The organism is Candidatus Photobacterium acropomis (assembly GCF_030685555.1).
Classification (GTDB): Bacteria; Pseudomonadota; Gammaproteobacteria; order Enterobacterales; family Vibrionaceae; genus Photobacterium; species Photobacterium lucens.
The window spans coordinates 1661517-1678604 of the sequence record NZ_CP131609.1 but is presented as its reverse complement, the minus strand read 5'-3'; the positions used below and the strand labels follow the sequence as shown (position 1 = coordinate 1678604).

Sequence of the window (17088 nt, the reverse complement as noted above, 5' to 3'; positions counted from 1 at the left end):
TGACTTTTATGCCTAAAAGCAATTTAATTACAAAAACTATAGCTCTCATCTGTTCAACATATTGTTTTTTACTCCATCTTTAATTCATTTAAATCATGATGGCACTGACAAACTTGCTGAAGAATATTAATTAATCGTAACTGCGTTAATGGTAGTGGATTACCTTTAATCGCGTGACTACGCAGCGCATCATCTGCCACTATTTCAAATAACGTATTACATAAGCCGAACTCAGATAATGATGGCAAGTTAAGCTTACCTACAGCAGTAACAACCCAATCAATCCCTAGCTCAATATCAGCGTTATCATTGCCAGTTAGCAGCACAGCGACTTTACGATAACGGCTCAATACATCATTCCGTCCAACCTCTAAAGCGACATTAACGTTTTCTCTCATTACATAAGGAGATAACCTTGCGGTAATTAAACCATGAGGTGCTTTTAAACGACCAGAAAGTGCAGATGCTAAACCATGTGCCGCGCCAAGTTTTGCATTGGTGCGAGCCATTCCCCCCAGCATTGCCGCAAATGCCATGTCACTTCGTGATGGTAAATGATCATCTAAACACGCAGTAAATAATGCACCACTAACCCTACGTATGCCCTCTTCACAGATCATGTCAGTTAACGGATTAGGCTCCCCACACACATAGGCTTCAATTAAATGAGTTAACGCATCTAAACCACAGTAGCCTGAAATAATCGGATCCATACCGTAGCTTAGTGTAGGATCAATAATCGCAAGATCAGGGAATAACTCTAAGCTGCTCAGATTAACCTTAACTTGTTCTTGTGCCGATTGAAGTACAGCACTTTTACTCACTTCAGCACCAGTACCCGCAGTAGTCGGTATTGCAATCATGGGTAACGGTTTAACTTGAAGTGGCACATTTCGCCCCACCACATCAACATAATCGTAAACACAACCTTGATTGGGGATCATCGCTGCCAGTGCTTTAGCAACATCAATCACGCTACCACCGCCAATACCAATGATCATATCAGGACGAAATTTCCGCCCCATCACAGCAAGCTCTTCTACAGTTGCGATTAATGGCTCACCCAAAATAGCAACACGCTGATAACGCATGTTCTGTTGCTTGAAATAGGTTTCTAATGGCTTTGGACGTTCATCATCACGACCTGTAACTAACAAGACGCAATAACCAAATTGATTAAAAAGAGACAATGACTCCTGCAACGCCCCTTCACCAAAAACAATTCTCGTTGATGTCATAAATTGAAACATACAGCCCTTCCCTATCTTGCAATTATTCAAGCAATCAGAAACTTAACGCTCAAATGAAATTAATTATTAACAAAATAATTAATTTTATCTCGCTACTTCAAACTTACACTATCCAGTAACTTCATCTAGGTATTGACGTAAAACAAGGTTTTCCTGTTATCAAATATAGCCTTTTCCATAATACGTATCAGTTCACAAAATACACACACTTATCTCATTGATATATGTAATAAAAGTAACTTTTTACTTACATGAAACTTTAACATAACTGCACTAATCTGCTGCCAATCAAGAGGCACTGAAGCCCGAATTACATTATTTCTAGGGGAATAAAAATGAAAAAAGCAGTATTGGCATCAGCAATTTTAGCGTCACTCGTAGCAGGTACAGCGAACGCAGCAACTGTTTACGAAGATGATAGTAAATCACTAAGTATTGGCGGCCGAGCTGAAGCGCGTTTTAATATTTCAGATGCAAACAAAGGTGATGATGGTACTGGTAATGCGTTTAAAGATAAGAGCCGTGCGCGTATCAACCTAAAAGGTAAAGCGAAAATTACTGATGACGTAACAGCTTTCGGTAAATATGAAGCAGAAATCTCAGATGATAAAGACACAACGATAACTAGTCGCTACGTATACGCAGGCTTTGATACTCAAGCAGGTGCTTTCTCATACGGTAAGCAAGATTCTGCACAAGTTATGCTAACAGACTACACTGATATCCTTGCTACCTTTGGTGGTGACGGTGTCGACCTTGTTGATGGCAACAAAGACAAGCGTGAAAATAACTTCTTATATGCTGGCGAGTTTAACAACTTCACCGTTTCAGCAAACTACATTGCTGAAAACAACGATGATGAGAAAGATTCAGATAGCTACGGTATTGCAGCACAATATGCATTCCCATTTGGTCTATCGTTAGGTGCGGGTTATGTTAACGGTCAAGACGGTACTGACGTTGATGCAAACCAGTACAATTTAGCAGCAAGCTACGAGTTCAATAACTTCTACGCTGGTGCTACTTATGCAAGCGGTGAAAAAGGTAACGCCGATCTAACAGGTTACGAACTTGCAACTGCTTTTAAAATGAACAAGTTTATTGCTCAAGCTGCTTATAACTTTAAGCAATCAGAAGAAGCTGGCGTTAAAACTGATGATGTAGATTACTTCGTGTTAGAAGGTATCTACAAATTTAATAAAAACCTACGTACATACGCAGGTTACCTATTTAACCAAATTGATGGTGAAGATGACGAACTACAAGTAGGTATTCGCTACGACTTCTAATCATCGATATTAAAATATGCAAAAAGCCAAGCTGTTACGCTTGGTTTTTTATTTTTCCCTATTCACTGTCTTTCATCGATTTTATCTATTGCTCTAACAGGGAAAACCCTCTTTCTCTATCTATAAACTCACGCTATAGTACTACCATAATTTTGCAGGAGAAATTTTATGTTCGTAGTAATTTTTGGTCGCCCAGGTTGCCCATTCTGTGTACGTGCTAAGGAATTAGCAGAAAAGATTAAAGCTGAGCGTGATGATTTTAATTTCCGTTACGTTGATATCCACGCTGAAGGTATCAGCAAAGCTGATCTAGAAAAAACCGTTGGTAAACCTGTTGAAACAGTACCGCAAATCTTCGTTGACCAAGAGCATATTGGTGGTTGTACTGATTTCGAAGCTTACGCTAAAGAACATAACCTACTGTTCCAATAAGAAAGTTTTATCTTTCAAAAGGCCGACATTGTTCGGCCTTTTTTATTTTTTGTTATCACGATTTATCAACCTAAATGAACAGTATTTTTAACGTATAGTACCCTGTTTTATCAGCCTTTCTCTTTAAATTCATAAAACAAGTTAAATCAGAAGTTATTAACCCTAATTTTCAATGTTTTTTTAGAATATACGCTATAACCCTTAGAAAAAATCAGCTAGAATTTGACTACTTTTACTACCATTTTATTGTCGGAAATCCTGTTGTGAACATTGATGTAGCAGCGCTTCTACACCAAAACGATATTTTATTACTCTTTGTTGTGCTTGCCGTTGGTTTAAGTATTGGCAAATTACGCTTTGCAAAGATGAGCTTAGGTAATTCTATCGGCGTTTTAGTTACCGCACTTTTATTCGGTAATGCTGGTTTTACCTTTGATACAGACGCACTAAATATCGGCTTTATGCTGTTTATCTTTTGTGTAGGTATTGAGGCCGGCCCAAACTTTTTCGGTATCTTCTTTCGGGACGGTAAACACTACCTATTACTAGCACTGGTTGTTCTACTATCTTCAATCGCTATTACCATGACTATGGCGCATTATCTTCATATGGATATTGGCTTAGCGACTGGCTTGATGGCTGGCTCTTTAACCGCAACGCCTGTGCTTGTAGGTGCAAAAGATGCATTAAACACAGGCCTTTCCGGTATTAGCGATCCCACTATTATTAAGCAGTTAATAGAAAACTTAAGTGTAGGTTACGCGATGTCTTACTTGGTTGGTCTTGTTAGCTTGATCTTCCTTGCGAAATTAATGCCGACGCTACAAAAGCAAAACCTTGCGGAATCATCACAACAGATAGCTCGTGAACGTGGTATTGGTGAAGTTGCACAACGCAAAGTCTATTTGCCAATTATCCGTGCTTACCGTGTCGGCCCTGAGCTAATTAACTGGATTGATGGCCGTAACTTACGTGAATTAGGTATCTACCGCCAAACAGGTTGCTATATCGAACGTGTACGTCGTAACGGTATCTTAGCGAACCCTGACGGTGATGCGATTTTGCAAGAAGGCGATGAGATTGCGTTAGTAGGTTACCCCGACAGCCATGCGCGTCTTGATCCAAGTTTCCGTAATGGTAAAGAAGTATTCGACCGCGACTTGCTGGATCTTCGGGTTATTGAAGAAGAAATTGTGGTTAAAAATGACAGCATTGCAGGTAAACGCTTATCAGAGCTTAACCTATCTGAATACGGCTGTTTCCTAAACCGTGTAGTACGTGCACAGATCGAAATGCCAATGGATCATAATATCTTGCTAAACAAAGGGGATATTCTTCAAGTTAGCGGTGAAAAGAGCCGTGTACATGGTCTTGCTGAACGCATTGGTTTCATCTCGATCCACAGTCAAATTGCCGATCTATTAGCATTCTGTTGTTTCTTTATTATTGGCTTGCTACTGGGTTTGATCACCATGAAGTTTGGTCATATTGCGTTTGGTTTAGGTAGTGCTGCTGGCCTTCTTATCGCAGGTATTACCTTAGGCTTTTTACGTGCCAACCACCCTACTTTCGGATACGTTCCCCAAGGGGCGCTGAATATGACTAAAGATCTCGGTTTGATGGTTTTTATGGTGGGAATTGGTTTAAGCGCAGGTTCAAATCTATTTGCATCCATTGAACACATAGGTTTGACCGTGTTTGTTACCAGTTTAATGGTTAGTGTTATTCCTGTTGTACTTGCGTACCTATTCGGTGCTTATGTACTGAAAATGAACCGTGCATTGCTATTCGGTGCCATCATTGGTGCCCGTACCTGTGCGCCAGCAATGGACATGATTAATGCGCACGCACGTAGTACGATCCCTGCATTAGGTTATGCTGGTACTTATGCCATTGCTAACGTACTACTCACGATCGCAGGTACATTGATTATCATATTAAAGTAATCCGTGAATCATTAACCCTCTCAAGATCAAAGGGGCTGATAAGTGAGTTATCTCATGAGTCAGCCTCTATTCAGTCAAGATACCTACACTAACCCTCATAGCGTTAATTTGTTATTAATCATCCCTTTGAGTTAATAACGTAAAGCAGCTTAGACATCGCTTACTTTTCTGCTTTAGCGCACTAATTTCAATTTATGGCAACGATAAATAATGCGAATAATGGCAATATTTCGTACCATAGATACTTATAAATACAAATAGTTACCTTGGGTGTTTTAATTTATGCGAATTCTTATTGTCGAAGACGATGCCATCCTTAGCCATCACTTAAAGTCTCAACTCAGTGAATTAGGCAACCAAGTTCAGTGCGCTAATACTGCTGAAGAAGGTCTCTTTTTTGCAGAAAACTATCCTAATGACATCGCTATTGTCGATATCGGCTTACCTGATCGTGACGGTATTAGTTTAATTAAAGACATGCGTAAAAAAGGGCTTCGTTTACCTATTCTTATTCTTACTGCACGTTCTAACTGGCAAGATAAAGTGACAGGTCTTGAAGCTGGTGCAGATGATTACCTTGTCAAACCTTTCCAAAAAGAAGAAATGGTAGCGCGTTTAAGTGCCCTTGTTCGCCGCAGTGCTGGTTTTGTGAAACCCGAGATGACTGCTGGTGATATTCGTGTCGATTTACTCGCTAAACAAGTTTATGTACAAGAAAACCTGCTGGAATTAACTGCATTTGAATACGATCTATTGGAATACTTGATGCGTCATAGCCGTCAGGTCGTCTCTAAGCAACGTCTATTAGATGTGCTGTACGAAGATCAAGAAGGCGATCCTAATACGATTGAAGTCATGATCAGTCGTTTACGTAAGAAATTCACCAAAACAGGTCAAGATAACCCGATTTCAACCATTCGTGGTCAGGGCTATATCTTTGAACTGAGTGCCCAATGAAGCAGTTTATACAACCTCGTTTAAGACGCCGAGTATTAATCACTTCGGTTGCTATTATTGCTTTAGTCACTTCCGCACTAGCGGCGGTGATTAATAAGCTCTACTCCCAAAGCTATATGGCGTCTTATTCTTCTGAGCTTGTTGCACAAATGCCAATGGTCGTAGCACAGCTTAACAGAGCAGGTTTAATCAAAGATGTCGATAAATGGATAGACTCTCTTGATCCATCCGATACTGATTACATTGCTGTAGTTTGCGATCAGGCAGATAACACTACATGGCTTTCCCATGAGGCAGATAAAGCCAATTTAAAAAATGTTTGTCGTTATTTGCCAGAAGAGATCCCTACCCCGACGCTGATCAAAATGGGTGATGACAAAGGTTATATCGCCTATAACCTTAGTCGCGATCGTGAAAACGGTAATATTTACCAGCTCGTTGTCTTGCGCTCAGCAGACTCATACGAAAAAGCCCTAGCGAGACTTCACCAACGTACAGCCTTCTATCTAGGCTTGTTTGTGCTAATTGCGGTCGCATTTCTGATCGCTGCTTTCCATTGGGGTTTCCAACCATTACGTAAACTAGCAGCCCAACTCGATCAAATGGCAGAAGCCAAGCGTGATAATTTGGATAATGACTACCCAATGGAGCTGCAAGAAGTCACCAAAGCGGTTAACCGTTTAAACCGCATTAGTAGCGATCAAAAAGGTCGATACCGTCATGCTATGGATGATTTAGCCCATAGTTTAAAAACTCGCCTCGCAGCAACCAATGCCTTATTAGATGATAAAACCCTAGAGCGACACGAGTTAAATCAACGCATTATGGAGCAAATCAGCCAAATGGATGACTTGGTTCAATATCAATTAAAACGTGCAATGGTCGGCCAACAAGGATTACAGAAGAGCAATAGCAAACTAATGCCGATTGTGACTAGCCTTAACCATATGTTGAGCAAGATCTATGCAGATAAGCAAGCTCAACTTCACTGCAATTTTAGTGATGATGTTATGCTGCCACTGAACAAAGATGATTTAATGGAGCTATTTGGCAATATGCTTGAAAACTCATTTCGTTTTTGTATCAGCCAAGTCCGTATTACCGTTAATGAAACTGACGCTTATATCACCATCAAGATTGAGGATGATGGTCCTGGGGTAAAACCTGATATGCGAGAAGCTATCTTCCAACGAGGCGTACGCTCTGATCAGCTCAATCCTGGGCAAGGTATCGGTTTATCTGTGTGTCATGAGATTGTAGATAGCTACCAAGGTAAGATCTATGTGGAAGAATCTGAACTAGAAGGCGCAGCATTTGTCATTAACTTACCAAAGCTCAATGACTAATTTGAGCATTAAAAATTTGTTACAACTCTAAGGATTTTATGTAGCCCAATGAAACGCCAATAATTTGACACTCATTAATAGACATATTCATTATTATCGTCAAAATTGTCACTGATGATTTATTTTTCATTCAATGAAGGCAAGAAGAGGATAAGTAATGCAGTGCGAGAAGTGTTCAAGTTTTGATACCTCAAGGGTCAAACGAAAATTATGGCATCGGCTTTATCTTCGAAGAATTCACATTTGTAACCAATGTGGTTGGCTACATAAAGAAAAGAAGTCTTCCTAAATCACTTTCCTTTGATACAAAAAAACCGCCTCAACTTAGGCGGTTTTTTTATTTCAGAATTAATTAGATGTCTTGTACATCAAAATTAACTTCTGGATTTACGTCAGCATCGTAATCAACAGATTCAATGCCAAAACCAAACAGCTTTAAGAACTCATCTTTGTATTGCTGGTAATCCGCAACATCAAATAGATTTTCATTAGTTACGTTCGGCCATAGATCGCGACAGTGCTGTTGAATGTCTTCACGTAGTTCCCAGTCATCTAGACGTAGACGGTTTTCACCATCCACTTCAGCGGCTGTGCCGTCTGCTTTAAATAGACGATCATTGAACATACGTAGAATTTGCTGCATACAACCTTCGTGTACACCTTCTTCACGCATCTTCTTAAATACCATAGCGATGTACAATGGCATTACAGGAATCGCTGCACTTGCTTGTGTTACCACACTCTTAAGTACAGCAACATTTGCTGAGCCGCCATTTTTTGCTAGCTTCTCGTTTAGCTCTTTCGCTGCACGATCAAGATCCATCTTCGCTTGGCCTAGCGCACCGTGCCAGTAGATTGGCCATGTGATTTCAGTACCGATATAGCTGTAAGCCACAGTCTTACAACCATCAGCTAATACGCCAGCATCTGATAGCGCATCAATCCAAAGTTCCCAATCTTGACCGCCCATAACTGTTACTGTGTCAGCAACTTCTTGCTCTGTAGCAGGTTCAATGCTTGCTTCGATCAATACGTCTTTATTGGTATCTACTGCTGTTGCAGTGTACGTTTCACCCATAGGTTTTAGGCATGAACGAACAACTTCACCAGTTTCAGGTAATTTACGTACTGGTGATGCTAATGAGTAGATAACCATATCAACTTGACCAAGATCTTCTTTGATCAAATCAATGGTTTTTTGTTTTGCTTCGTTAGAGAAAGCATCACCATTCAAGCTTTTTGAGTAAAGACCTTCTTCTTTCGCAAACTTGTCAAATGCTGCTGAGTTATACCAACCTGCAGTACCTGGTTTTTTCTCTGTACCTGGCTTTTCAAAGAACACACCAATGGTTGCTGCACCGCCACCAAATGCTGCTGCAATACGTGACGATAGGCCGTAACCACTTGATGAACCAACAACAAGTACACGCTTAGGTGCATTTGCAATTGGGCCTTGTGCTTTAGTGTAAGCAATCTGCTCTTTTACGTTCTCTTCACAACCCACTGGGTGCGTTGTTGTACAAATAAATCCACGAGTTTTAGGTTTGATGATCATCTTCAACTTCCCTTACATAGTTGTCGATAGGATAAAAGGTTAGCGTCCAATGCGCATTAAATTTATGACATAAAACGGTAAAAAACGCAGTGGTTGGAGGTGTTATCAATAATTTTGCTCAAAAAAAGTGCCACGTTAAACGTGGCACACGGGAGATTCCAGGTTTATATATCATTAACTAAGATACCTAAGCCGCCTTTCCTGGTTGTATGCGAGCTTTTTTAAAATGGTCTGCACAAAAGTGATCAACTTGAATCGCCTTTTGCCTTAGCTGTTCAGCATTCTCTATTTTTTTCACATCCTCTTCTGTGATAACTCCCGCATCCAATGCAACTTGTAACTTATCTGTTAATGAAGCTTTGCGTGGGATCTCACCTCTACGTGTCGCTTTCATTAGTTTCCGCTCTAAAGGTTTGATCTCGTGCATAGCAAGAAATGCACGCTCCATAATTCCCACTGGATCATCGGCTTTATCACCAACATAGCAAAGATGAGTTAATCGCTCACGATGAGCACCTGGTGACATTAATAACGATGAAATTTCTATCGCCAATGTATCGGTAGGTGCATGATAATGAATACCTAATGGAAAATTCAGTGTACGTAATAAACGTCCGACACCTTTGCGTGGAAAGTTATTAAATACGTCATTAAATGCTATTCCACATTGGTGCAAACAGTGCTCTACTCCATATTTCACCATAGGTAAATCTTGCTGCTGACGTCCTTCGTCTTCGTAACGTTTTAATACTGCAGAAGCTAAATATAAATGGCTCAGTACATCACCTAAGCGGGCAGATACAAGCTCACGACGTTTCAGTTCACCACCTAAGCTCAACATTGCAAAATCAGCACTCACAGCTAACGCTTTCGCCATCCGAGATAGATGTCGATAATAAACTTCGGTTTCACCACTGACGGGAGCACGATTGAAACGAGAACCAGTGAAAGCGTTCAATAATGATTTACTAACATTACCCACGGCAAAACTGATATGTTTCGCCAACAGACGATCAAACTCTTCTGCGCCTTGTTTTGCATCAGGATTAGCAGCCGCTTCCATTTCATCTAATACATAAGGATGGCAACGCGTCGCACCTTGCCCGAAAATCATTAAGTTTCGTGTAAGAATATTCGCCCCTTCCACGGTTATCGCAACGGGCATACCAAAATAGTGATGACCGAGGTAATTCATTGGCCCAAGCTGAATCGCACGCCCAGCATGGACATCCATCGCATCATTTAAGATCGTTCGCGCCATTTCTGTCATATGATATTTAGCAATTGCAGTCACAATCCCCGGTGTTTGTTCCATATCTAGTGAGGTTGTTGTTAATGTACGTGACGCTTCAAGCATATAAGTGAAGCCACCAATACGTCCTAACGCTTGTGCAACCCCTTCAAAATTACCAATCGAAGTACCGAACTGTTTACGAACGACGGCATATGCACCAGTCGTTTTCGCGGTTAAATGACCAATCGCCGTGCCTAATGCAGGCAATGAAATACCACGCCCTGCTGATAGACACTCCACCAACATACGCCAACCTTTACCTGCATACTCTTGACCACCAATCAGCCAATCCATCGGAATAAAGACATCGTTACCTCGGGTTGGGCCGTTCATAAACCCCATATTCAATGGATCATGACGCTCGCCAATTTCTACGCCGGGATGATCTGCTGGAATTAATGCACAGGTGATACCTAGCTCTTTCTTATCGCCAATCAAACCCTCAGGATCTTTCATCTTAAACGCAAGCCCTAATACAGAAGCAACGGGCGCTAAGGTGATATAACGTTTATTCCATGTTAAGCGTAGCCCTAATACTTGCTCGCCTTCATGCTCGCCATAACAAACAATGCCTTCATCAGGAATGCCGCCAGCATCGGATCCAGCTTCTGGCCCTGTTAGTGCAAAACAAGGAATATCTTTCCCCTGTGCCAAACGAGGTAGCCAATAGTCTTTTTGTTCATCTGTTCCATAGTGTGTGAGTAACTCACCAGGACCTAGTGAATTAGGTACCATGACACACACCGCTGCACTTAAACTGCGTGATGCGATTTTTGCGACTATCGTTGAATTGGCATGGGCTGAAAAATCCAATCCGCCGTATTCTTTACCAATAATAAGAGAGAAAAACTTTTCATCACGGAGGTATTGCCAAACTTCAGGGGGTAAGTCTTTGTCTTCTTGTACGATTTGGTAATCGTTTAGCATGGCGAGCAACGTTTCTAATTTAGTGTCGATAAAAACTTGCTCTTCATCGGTAAGCTTGGGTTTAGGGTAGTTAAGCAGTGTATTCCAATCAGGTTGACCACTAAATAATTCACCATCCCACCACACACTCCCAGCTTCCATTGCTTCTCGCTCGGTGTCAGACAGTGGCGGTAACACTTTCTTAAACATCTTAAAGGCGGGATCGCTGAGATAACGTTTTCGCATCGCTGATAGAGTGCTCATAATTCTGATCCTTTTGCTTTTTATATTTATCGTTTTTTAATTCATGTAGGTATACGTTCTAAATTTAGTTTTGTACTTGTTTTAAGAGAGATAAATTTGGCTCTATCGGTGCAGCTACGCCAGCGGCAAGATAAGGCACTAAACGATCGATCAAATCTTCGGTTTTAACCTGACTAGAAAAATCATTTTCAGCAATTTCACGCAAAGCGGTACTGGAAGCCATGGTAAAAACCACAGCGCCTAACGTGAAATGGAGTCGCCAAAATAATGTTTCTGGATCTAAAGAAGGGTTAGCACGACAGACCGCTTGCACAAATAGTGTTAGCACTCTTTTATAGCGATTAATAATGAACCAACGTAAGTGTCCTTGGACATCTGTATAACCTCTGCCGAGCAGTGACATAAACACAGTCGCGCCTTTGGTTCGATAGCTATCAAGACTCACTAACGGAGATTTACCACATTGGAAAACATCTTCCATCGTAAAGTCATCACGGGTTAATAGCCGTTCTAATTCACTTTCCAATGCAGGCATAAATACATCGAGATAGCGACTAAGCACCGCTCGAACTAATGTTTTTTTATCACCATAGTGATAATTCACCGAAGCCAGATTCACGCCTGCTTTACTCGTAATGGTTCGTAATGAGGTTTCATTAAAACCATGCTCAGCAAATAATAGCTCTGCGGCATCTAAAATCCGGCCTTTGGTTTCTCCTTTACCTGCCATTTTTATTCACCTGTATTAAACACCTGTTTAAATATTACAATCTGATAACAAATTTAACAAGCAAGCTATCTCATTATGCGACCTAATACAGCATGTTTTATTTGCTCCAACGCATCAAAAAAAACACACAATAAATTCAATTACTTAGAGGTAGAATCATAAATTCAATCAATTAATACAAAAAAACAATCAAAAATAATGCATATAGAGGAACTTAATGGAGTCCAGAGAGTCTGAATTTATGCCACTACTTTTTTCTTGAAGTTATTCCTTCATAACCTACTTCATTTTTGGAGTAGGTTTTTATTTATCTAGACATTCATGCCTAACCACTAAGACGAGACCCAAGTTTTCTCGCCAACTTATCCCGCTAAAATGGCACATACTTGCTATTCATAATCACTCTTTTATTGTTCTTAGATACACTTATTTCAATAAATGGTGACATATTTACTATGTCGAGTTGTTATTTAAAATCAATTATTAATAATCACCTTTTTTAATCACGAGTTAATACAATCAAACACAAACAGGTATTTTTTAAACATTAATAACTGTTCCATTCATTATAATTAAAATCACTTATATGATTATTTTAAGTATTAAAAAATAGCTATAATGACTTTGTTATTCATATTACAAATAACAATTATAAAACGTTTATTCTAAATCAAGACAACACCAAAAAACCATTAAATATCAAAACTTTAAATAAAATTATTTTTTTACTTGTCATCATATTTTTTATCAATAGAATCCACAGCAAGAAATTAACACGTAATATTTGTAAGTTATTTTTTCAAAATGTTACGTCATTATATTTGTGTGACATTTCGTTATATAAATATCATTAGAGAGAAACTTTATGTTTGATAGAGCAAAGCAAATTCTTATTGCTGGTTTTTGTATTAATTTATGTATTGGTATTTTGTTTACTTGGAGCGTATTTAAAAAGGCCCTTGTTGTTAATTTAGGCTGGTCAAACGCTGAAGCTTCTTTGCCTTATACCATTGCTATCATTACATTCTCAGTAACTCTTCTTTTAGCTGGTATTCTACAAGACAAATTTGGTCCAAAACGTGTGTTAATCGCAGGTACAATTTGCTCAGGCTTAGGCTTAATTGCGTCGGGTTATGTCACTAGCCCTACTCAATTAATCTTTACGTTTGGTATTCTTGCTGGTGGCGGTATCGGTTTTAGCTATGCCTGCTTAAGCCCAGCGGCCATGAAATGGTTCCATCCATCTAAGCGTGGCTTGGTTAATGGCTTAATTGCTGCAGGTTTTGGTTTAGCTGGCGTATACCTAGCACCATTAATCACATCTTTAATTGCAAGCTACGGTATTAATTACAGCTTTAATATTTTAGGTATTGCTTTGTTGTGTATTGCGACACCACTTGCTTTTACTATCACCAACCCACCAGCAAGCTATGTGCCAGTAGCTGCAGCAAGTAATAAAGAAGAGAAAAAAACGGATGTGGCACAATCTGAAATACGTTGGACTGAGATGCTGAAAACAACTCAATTCTACAGCATTTGGATCATGTACCTTTGTGCGTCATCCACAGGCTTAATGATCATTGGTAACATTACATCGATAGCTGCAACACAAGCGAACATGACAGATGCGGCGCACCTTGTTGTGATCCTAGCGCTATTCAATACCTCAGGTCGTGTATTCGCTGGCATGTTATGTGACAAAATTGGTGGTCTAAAAACACTAACCCTGTCTTTTGTCCTTTCTATTGCCAATATGATCCTATTCCCACACTACACAACCCATGCAGGGTTGATCCTTGGTATGGCTGTTGCGGGGCTTTGTTACGGTACATTACCAGCAGTATTCCCATCATTAACTGCCGGTTTCTACGGCTTAAAGAACTACGGCACTAACTATGGTGTGGTTTACACTGCATGGGGCATAAGTGGCTTCATTGGCCCTGTGATTGCTGCTGCAGCTGTGGATTCAACAGGTACTTATGAGTTGGCTTACTTCTACTCAGCAATCATCATGGGTGTAGCGTTAGTGTTCTCAGTACTAACCAAAAACCCTGCGGCTAAAACAGCGACTAACGCCCAACCAGAAAATAATGAATCATTAGAAGTAAACGCCACTGCATGATGGTGAGCAGTTGCATTTAATTAGCTTTAAAAATCATAGTGTTATAAACAGTAAAAATTATCTATCAAAAAATATGAATATTTTAGGAACCTTTGCCCATAGGCATAGTCATAATTAATGTATTCATACTGATAAAGATTTTACGAAACGTACTGTTTAGACGATTTTTATCATTGTAAATGCCACTACTGCTTTAACTCCTAATTGTAAAATTGTTTTTGCCCGCTACCTTTTTAGCGGGCTTTTTTTTATAGAAAAACTGCTTGTTTAAGCCGCAACATAAGAAAATCGCATTTTTTTTCATTTTTTTTGAACTAACAGAAATATGCCTAGTCTTACTAGTATGATTGATTGAATATCCTACTATGCCTTTGGTTATTGAATCAGTATGTTACAGATTTTTTTATGTTTGATATCCACTACTGCTGAACTTTTTTGTTATATTTACGGAACTTTTTTATCCCATTAAATCTATTTTTAATGGGATTTTTTTTGCCTATTTGCCAGAGAAAAGCAATAAAAACACCGTTCATTAAATAAAATGCATCTTTGGGGAATTTTTTTCGATCTTTTTTGAACTCGGCGTTAGATTTGGAGTCTGAATATATAGAACCCATATTATTGGTGATATTTGTTTAACTGGCCGTCGAACATTCACTAATAATGCAAATTGCCACTGCAATTTAACTCTTAATTGCAACTTTACGCTGAACTGATGTTCAGCGTTTTTTTTATTTACTGATCAGCAAATCATTATGCTGCAAACTAATCCCCAACCACGCTAAGGTTGCGCTGGCGTCAATCACCTTTCCATTGTTATCACTGTTATTCATCTCAAATTGAGGTAAAGGCAGCAATCGTTGTTTTGCCATTTGGGTATAGTAGTCATGACGAGAAGGATGAAAACCTGCGGCTAAATGTAAAACTGGCATTTCCGCTTTCTTCTCAATAAGACGACAGATTGCAGCAATACAATCATCTAAATGAATCAAGTTAACAGGGCTATTACCATCCTTGATTCCTTGTCTACCCGCTAAAAACTTAACAGGATGTCGATCATCACCAATCAAACCTGATAAGCGTAAAATCGTGAGTTTTTCGCCCCATTGCTCACGTAACGCCTGTTCAATTTTGACATGCACTAAAGCAGAACTCGTTATGGGCATGACATCATCCGTTTCCACGACTTTCCCCTGTCGCCCGTCATAAACCGATGTGGTACTAATAAAGATGATACGTTTACATCCCACATTTTCTGCCGCATGAGAAAGTGACATCACATTTTGATAATGCTGCTCTTTATCAATACTCTGACGACCGGCTGCAATATTAATAACCATCACATCACTCGCCAGTAACGGAGCTAAATACTCTATTTGCTCACAGCTCTCTAATGGCAACTGCATCTGAAAACCATTAATGCCCCATTGCGCTAACAATTTGGCATCCACTAATGTTGTTTTAGTACCATAAACATTACAGCCCTGCTTATATAACGCTTTTGCCAGCGGTAACCCTAGCCAACCACATCCACAAATGGCTACTTGCATACTTCCTCCTCTTTTTTATGATTTTTATATTGGAAAAATAACACCAATAACGCTATTTTTTCCGTTTCATTACTAGAAATGATAACAAATAACAACAAACCTATTATTTCAGGCCGTGAAATAATTCCTTATATATGAAAGAAATAGCAACAATATCGAAATCTAAAGAAATTATTTTGTAATTATTCATCGCACAGGGTTTCAAAACTGAAAGCCAAAAGGCGATCCCGGTCATAAAGTCATAAAATTAGCTCGCAATATCCCCCGATTAGCTAGGATATAATCAAAATTAAGTAGTATAGTTTCATTAAAGACGCATCTTGATGACAAGTTTGCTACAAATGAAATTCAATAACGAAGTGCATGACTAGCTATGAATACCATAGAAAAAATTCAAAATAACTTAGAACACTTCAGTAAATCAGAACGAAAAGTCGCCGAAGTTATTATTGCCTCCCCTCAAACCGCCATTCACTCAAGCATTGCGACCCTCGCAAAAATGGCTGATGTCAGTGAACCTACGGTTAACCGCTTTTGTCGTCGTTTAGATACTAAAGGCTTCCCTGATTTTAAACTGCATTTGGCGCAAAGTTTGGCTAACGGCACACCTTACGTAAACCGTAATGTTGAAGAAACCGATGGCCCAGAGGCATACACGGCAAAAATTTTTGAATCCACTATGGCTTGTTTAGATGTTGCCAAAAATAGCTTGGATTCTATGCAAATTAACCGCGCCGTTGATCTGCTCACTCAAGCCAAAAAAATCTCTTTCTTCGGATTAGGTGCATCAGCATCTGTTGCTCATGATGCGCAAAATAAGTTTTTCCGTTTCAACATTCCTATCGTTTGTTTTGATGATATTGTGATGCAACGCATGAGCGTGATTAACTGCTCTGACGGTGATGTGGTTGTAGTGATTTCCCACACTGGTCGAACTAAGAGTTTGGTTGAAATTGCGCAAATGGCACGTATTAATGGCGCTACCGTGATCGGTATTACAGCAAAAGACTCGCCTTTAGAGCGTGAATGCTCCCTGTCTATTTGCTTAGATGTGCCAGAAGATACTGATATTTATATGCCAATGGCGAGTCGTGTTGTACAGATGACCGTTATTGATGTGTTAGCGACAGGCTTTACGCTACGTCGTGGTGCAGGTTTTAGAGATAACTTAAAACGCGTGAAAGAGTCTTTAAAAGACTCCCGTTTTTCCAAAGATAGCCCTAGCTTGTAACCCATTGAAAGCGAAGCCTTAAGCTTCGCTTTTTTGTTGCAACAATCTCGTTACATACGTTTTGTTACAACTAACGAGAATAAAAGCAGTGACAGTTTATCGTCTTTTGATATACATCATTTAGCCCAATAAGCGAGATATGATATCAAAACTATCTCAAGTTTTATTGCTGACTTAGCCACACTGACTTTTCTGCTAAGTATCAATAAAACCCGT

12 protein-coding genes are annotated in these 17088 nt (G+C 39.6%); 7 read left to right on the top strand and 5 right to left on the bottom strand.

Features of this window, described 5'->3' with window-relative positions; translation table 11 throughout:
* Positions 1-68: 68 nt before the first annotated feature.
* Entirely contained in the window at positions 69-1250 is a 1182-nt protein-coding gene (locus Q7657_RS14755; RefSeq protein WP_107165072.1) for an iron-containing alcohol dehydrogenase, read from the bottom strand.
* A 335-nt stretch (positions 1251-1585) separates the two neighbouring features.
* On the opposite strand from Q7657_RS14755, the gene Q7657_RS14750 reads away from it, so the two are divergent.
* The 5 genes from Q7657_RS14750 to Q7657_RS14730 all read left to right on the top strand — a co-directional run bounded on the left by Q7657_RS14750 (position 1586) and on the right by Q7657_RS14730 (position 7220).
* Positions 1586-2539 (top strand): porin, encoded by a 954-nt coding sequence (locus Q7657_RS14750; protein ID WP_107165071.1) that lies wholly within the window; start codon positions 1586-1588, stop codon positions 2537-2539.
* Between the two features lie 168 nt (positions 2540-2707).
* Positions 2708-2971: a GrxA family glutaredoxin gene (locus Q7657_RS14745; RefSeq protein WP_053988305.1), complete on the top strand. Its 264-nt coding sequence runs from the start codon at positions 2708-2710 to the stop codon at positions 2969-2971.
* Between the two features lie 263 nt (positions 2972-3234).
* Complete coding sequence (locus Q7657_RS14740) at positions 3235-4917, top strand: aspartate:alanine antiporter (protein ID WP_107165070.1); 1683 nt, start codon at positions 3235-3237, stop codon at positions 4915-4917.
* A gap of 282 nt (positions 4918-5199) precedes the next feature.
* Entirely contained in the window at positions 5200-5874 is a 675-nt protein-coding gene (locus Q7657_RS14735; protein WP_107165069.1) for a response regulator, read from the top strand.
* On the top strand, positions 5871-7220 hold the full coding sequence (locus Q7657_RS14730) for an ATP-binding protein (protein WP_107165068.1): 1350 nt from the start codon (positions 5871-5873) through the stop codon (positions 7218-7220). The genes Q7657_RS14735 and Q7657_RS14730 overlap by 4 nt, the downstream gene beginning before the upstream one ends.
* Positions 7221-7572: 352 nt before the next feature.
* Here Q7657_RS14730 and fabV read toward each other — a convergent pair whose 3' ends face one another.
* The 3 genes from fabV to psrA all read right to left on the bottom strand — a co-directional run bounded on the left by fabV (position 7573) and on the right by psrA (position 11969).
* Entirely contained in the window at positions 7573-8775 is a 1203-nt protein-coding gene (gene fabV / locus Q7657_RS14725; RefSeq protein ID WP_107165067.1) for an enoyl-ACP reductase FabV, read from the bottom strand.
* 187 nt (positions 8776-8962) lie between these two features.
* On the bottom strand, positions 8963-11239 hold the full coding sequence (locus Q7657_RS14720; protein WP_107165066.1) for an acyl-CoA dehydrogenase: 2277 nt from the start codon (positions 11237-11239) through the stop codon (positions 8963-8965).
* Between the two features lie 64 nt (positions 11240-11303).
* Positions 11304-11969, bottom strand: a complete 666-nt coding sequence (gene psrA, locus Q7657_RS14715; protein WP_107165065.1) for a TetR family transcriptional repressor PsrA — start codon at positions 11967-11969, stop codon at positions 11304-11306.
* 865 nt (positions 11970-12834) lie between these two features.
* Between psrA and Q7657_RS14710 the strand changes: the two genes are divergently transcribed.
* Positions 12835-14091: an L-lactate MFS transporter gene (locus tag Q7657_RS14710; RefSeq protein ID WP_107165064.1), complete on the top strand. Its 1257-nt coding sequence runs from the start codon at positions 12835-12837 to the stop codon at positions 14089-14091.
* Between the two features lie 731 nt (positions 14092-14822).
* Here Q7657_RS14710 and Q7657_RS14705 read toward each other — a convergent pair.
* Positions 14823-15641 carry an SDR family oxidoreductase gene (locus Q7657_RS14705; protein WP_107165062.1) on the bottom strand — a complete coding sequence of 273 codons (819 nt, stop codon included), beginning with the start codon at positions 15639-15641 and terminating at the stop codon, positions 14823-14825.
* 373 nt (positions 15642-16014) lie between these two features.
* On the opposite strand from Q7657_RS14705, the gene Q7657_RS14700 reads away from it, so the two are divergent.
* Positions 16015-16872, top strand: a complete 858-nt coding sequence (locus Q7657_RS14700) for a MurR/RpiR family transcriptional regulator (protein WP_053988314.1) — start codon at positions 16015-16017, stop codon at positions 16870-16872.
* Positions 16873-17088: the final 216 nt, after the last annotated feature.

Bases quoted from the DNA above. Each gene is read 5' to 3' on its own strand.
- Q7657_RS14755 (WP_107165072.1), bottom strand. From the start codon at position 1,250: ATGTTTCAATTTATGACATCAACGAGAATTGTTTTTGGTGAAGGGGCG.
- Q7657_RS14750 (WP_107165071.1), top strand. From the start codon at position 1,586: ATGAAAAAAGCAGTATTGGCATCAGCAATTTTAGCGTCACTCGTAGCA.
- Q7657_RS14745 (WP_053988305.1), top strand. From the start codon at position 2,708: ATGTTCGTAGTAATTTTTGGTCGCCCAGGTTGCCCATTCTGTGTACGT.
- Q7657_RS14735 (WP_107165069.1), top strand. From the start codon at position 5,200: ATGCGAATTCTTATTGTCGAAGACGATGCCATCCTTAGCCATCACTTA.
- Q7657_RS14730 (WP_107165068.1), top strand. From the start codon at position 5,871: ATGAAGCAGTTTATACAACCTCGTTTAAGACGCCGAGTATTAATCACT.
- fabV (WP_107165067.1), bottom strand. From the start codon at position 8,775: ATGATCATCAAACCTAAAACTCGTGGATTTATTTGTACAACAACGCAC.
- Q7657_RS14720 (WP_107165066.1), bottom strand. From the start codon at position 11,239: ATGAGCACTCTATCAGCGATGCGAAAACGTTATCTCAGCGATCCCGCC.
- psrA (WP_107165065.1), bottom strand. From the start codon at position 11,969: ATGGCAGGTAAAGGAGAAACCAAAGGCCGGATTTTAGATGCCGCAGAG.
- Q7657_RS14710 (WP_107165064.1), top strand. From the start codon at position 12,835: ATGTTTGATAGAGCAAAGCAAATTCTTATTGCTGGTTTTTGTATTAAT.
- Q7657_RS14705 (WP_107165062.1), bottom strand. From the start codon at position 15,641: ATGCAAGTAGCCATTTGTGGATGTGGTTGGCTAGGGTTACCGCTGGCA.
- Q7657_RS14700 (WP_053988314.1), top strand. From the start codon at position 16,015: ATGAATACCATAGAAAAAATTCAAAATAACTTAGAACACTTCAGTAAA.